3 protein-coding genes and 1 pseudogene are annotated in these 2,846 nt (G+C 25.3%); 1 reads left to right on the top strand and 3 read right to left on the bottom strand.

Annotation, left to right across the window (positions count from 1 at the left end):
• The first annotated feature begins 277 nt into the window (after window positions 1-277).
• Window positions 278-574 carry a hypothetical protein gene (locus RH99_RS17815; protein ID WP_010241587.1) on the top strand — a complete coding sequence of 99 codons (297 nt, stop codon included), beginning with the start codon at window positions 278-280 and terminating at the stop codon, window positions 572-574.
• Between the two features lie 494 nt (window positions 575-1,068).
• Here RH99_RS17815 and RH99_RS17820 read toward each other — a convergent pair whose 3' ends face one another.
• The 3 genes and pseudogenes from RH99_RS17820 to RH99_RS18765 form a co-directional block, all read right to left on the bottom strand.
• Entirely contained in the window at window positions 1,069-1,524 is a 456-nt protein-coding gene (locus tag RH99_RS17820) for a helix-turn-helix domain-containing protein (RefSeq protein ID WP_010241589.1), read from the bottom strand.
• Window positions 1,524-2,531 (bottom strand): tyrosine-type recombinase/integrase, encoded by a 1,008-nt coding sequence (locus tag RH99_RS17825; RefSeq protein WP_010241591.1) that lies wholly within the window; start codon window positions 2,529-2,531, stop codon window positions 1,524-1,526. The genes RH99_RS17820 and RH99_RS17825 overlap by 1 nt, the downstream gene beginning before the upstream one ends.
• Before the next feature lie 128 nt (window positions 2,532-2,659).
• Window positions 2,660-2,791, bottom strand: a pseudogene (locus tag RH99_RS18765) (sporulation initiation factor Spo0A C-terminal domain-containing protein); the annotation flags it as partial.
• Between the last annotated feature and the right edge of the window lie 55 nt (window positions 2,792-2,846).

Genomic DNA, 2,846 nt, shown 5'->3' on the forward strand with positions numbered 1-2,846 from the left:
TATATTGACATCTGTAATTAAACATAATTATTTTATATTTATACCACATTCTAATGCTATTATTTAAATATAGTAATACTAGATATTACTTTTGAAACTCTACTTATTGTAATATAAGCCTTATGTTCCCAGAAAAAACATAAGGCTTATCTATTTTTGTGCATTTATTATATCAAATACTGGAATATAAAATAATATATGTTATAATTTTTATATAAAATATATTTGTACAATAACAAAAACTATCAGTAATATAATGAATGGGAGATGTAGAAATATGAAAATTGATATTGAAACAGCCAAAAAATATCTCAGGAACCCTAAACAAGCTATTTCAGACGCTAAGAATTCATTATTTACAGAATCAGATTTACAGTCTGCTATTGATGAAGTATATGAAGATAATAAACCAAAATTAACAGGGAGATTCTTTCTACAGAGGTCTAATTATAGAGATGCACCAAAGATGATTGTTTCCCAAAATTATTTAGATGAAGTAATAAAACCTTTTATTGAAAAGGTAAACATTGAATTAAACTGGAAAATAAGAGTACCTGCTGATATTATGAAATAATCTTTATAGTAATAATTTTATGTCTTAGTATATCATAAGGTTTATTACTCCAATATCTATATAAATATATTTATATAGATATTGGAGTAATATTAAATATAATTAATTCTTAGTTTGTATTTATTTGTATAACAACACTGTCACCTTAAAGAAGATACCCTTGGCATATCTAATGCGACATATCTGCTATAGGATATAAAAAAGCAAACATTATTTCCTCTATTTTACACTTATTCATATATAAATTTTGTAATGCTACAAGATTTATATGATTATGAACTACAAATAATACCATTTATATAATTCTATACAGCACAAATAAACCTACATATTATAAATTTTAAAAAACTATATAGGAAATAAAACCTAGATACTTTTATTTTTTAAAATTATAGGTTAAAATATATTTATTGGATATTTACTTTTTCGTATTTATTTTAGGAATCTATTAAAGCCTGCAACGCTCTAATAGGTTCTTTTACTTTTTTGATTATTTATTCTAATAATTTAGTAAAATCATAATCCATTTCACCAGGTGCCATCTTTTCTAAAACATCAAAGTTATAACCTCTCTGCTCATAATCATTAAATTTAGTTTTCTTAATATCATCATTATCTTTTTTCTTTTTAAAGTTCCTATTATATGCGTTTTTAGCCTTATTCATAGCTTCTTTTACAGTAGATGTAACTTTATTAACTATTTTATAAACATTGCTTATAGAGCCTCTACGCTTAATTTTAATCATTTTAATTTTAACAAGTTCTATAATATATCGTTGTATACTCCGTACACTTCTATTGAGTTTTTCAGCTAAATAAGCTTGTCCTGGAAAACATTGGTCTTTGTTACCATAGCACATTGAATTTAATAAACAATATAATCTAAAAGCACCATCATTAAGACTATTACAAGTTATATCTTTATTTTGGAGGATAGTATAATTAGTCATTACTTTCTACCCCCTCTTATTCTCTCAATAGGACTTATTTTGTTGTAAGCTTTTCTAATATCCTCGTCTGAAAGGTCTGCATACGCTTGTTCCGTTACAGTGACGCTGCTATGTCCTAATAGTTTTGACAAAATATGAATACTTCCACCATTAATAAGAAAATTTCTTCCAAAATTATTACGTAGACAATGTGCTGTTATATTCTTTAATGCTATTCTTTCACAATATCCTCTGAAATTTTTTTCAAAATTAGATACTCCTAATCTAGTATTATGTTTTGTACAAAATAATAAATCTGATTCTATATATCTATCCTTGTATTGTATCCATCTCTTTAACTGCGTTCCCATGCTCCTAGAGAAAAATACATACCTATCTTTTCTACCCTTTGTTATGTCTTGTGGAATTAAAATGGCTCTTCTATCCACATCAAGGTTTTCTATCTCTAACAACAAACATTCATTAAGTCTCATGCCAGTATCAATTAGCAATTGTATAATAATATAATCACGATATTCATGAAATTTAGTTGTATCGATATTTTGAAGTAATCTTTTAAGTTCTGCATCTGTAATTGCTTCTTTAGGCTTTCTGCTGTTTTTAAATTGTTTAATTTTTTTCATAGGATTATTTTTTAAATTATATTCACTTTCCATATAATTAAAAAATACTTTTAGATTTCTAATATAATTATTTATAGTTGTTACTGAAATTTTTGAATTGTAGTCTTTTCTATTTTCTGGATAATTTATTTTTAAAGAATTTTTATCTGAAACAAAAGTATATTTTCCCCTATCCTTGGTATATTTAATATACTCTCTGATATGCCGTTCTTTTATTTCATTAATATTATTAATACCATGCTCATCTCTCATATATCTGGAAAATAATCTAAGACAAGATTCATAAGATGTGATAGTTTTTATTCTTAAATCTTTTTGCTGACACCAAATCATAAAGTCATCAATTTTGTAATCTAAACTTTGTTTTTTTATATTTTTATTCATAAAAATAACCTCCAACAATCACATCAATGAATATTGAAAGTTATCTTTATAAATAAATAAATAAATATTAGTCGGCTCAAAAATCAATTAGTTGGTCTGATGATATAACCTCAACCGTCTTAAACCCCTTACTGAGCTGCCATTCTAGCTTTATTTTTAAGTCTAAGTTTGTCTGCAATCATTGCTATGAATTCAGAATTAGTAGGTTTACCCTTTCCATTATGTATAGTATATCCAAATAGCTTATTTATAGTATCAACTTAGTTATACCAACACTTTGCAGACTTAAAAATATTATTATGTGATACTACGTGT

The sequence above is a fragment of the Clostridium arbusti SL206 genome, from assembly GCF_000246895.1.
Classification (GTDB): domain Bacteria; phylum Bacillota; class Clostridia; order Clostridiales; family Clostridiaceae; genus Clostridium_I; species Clostridium_I arbusti.

Coding starts and splice junctions, on each gene's coding strand:
- RH99_RS17820 (WP_010241589.1), bottom strand. CDS start 1,524: ATGACTAATTATACTATCCTCCAAAATAAAGATATAACTTGTAATAGT.
- RH99_RS17815 (WP_010241587.1), top strand. CDS start 278: ATGAAAATTGATATTGAAACAGCCAAAAAATATCTCAGGAACCCTAAA.
- RH99_RS17825 (WP_010241591.1), bottom strand. CDS start 2,531: ATGAATAAAAATATAAAAAAACAAAGTTTAGATTACAAAATTGATGAC.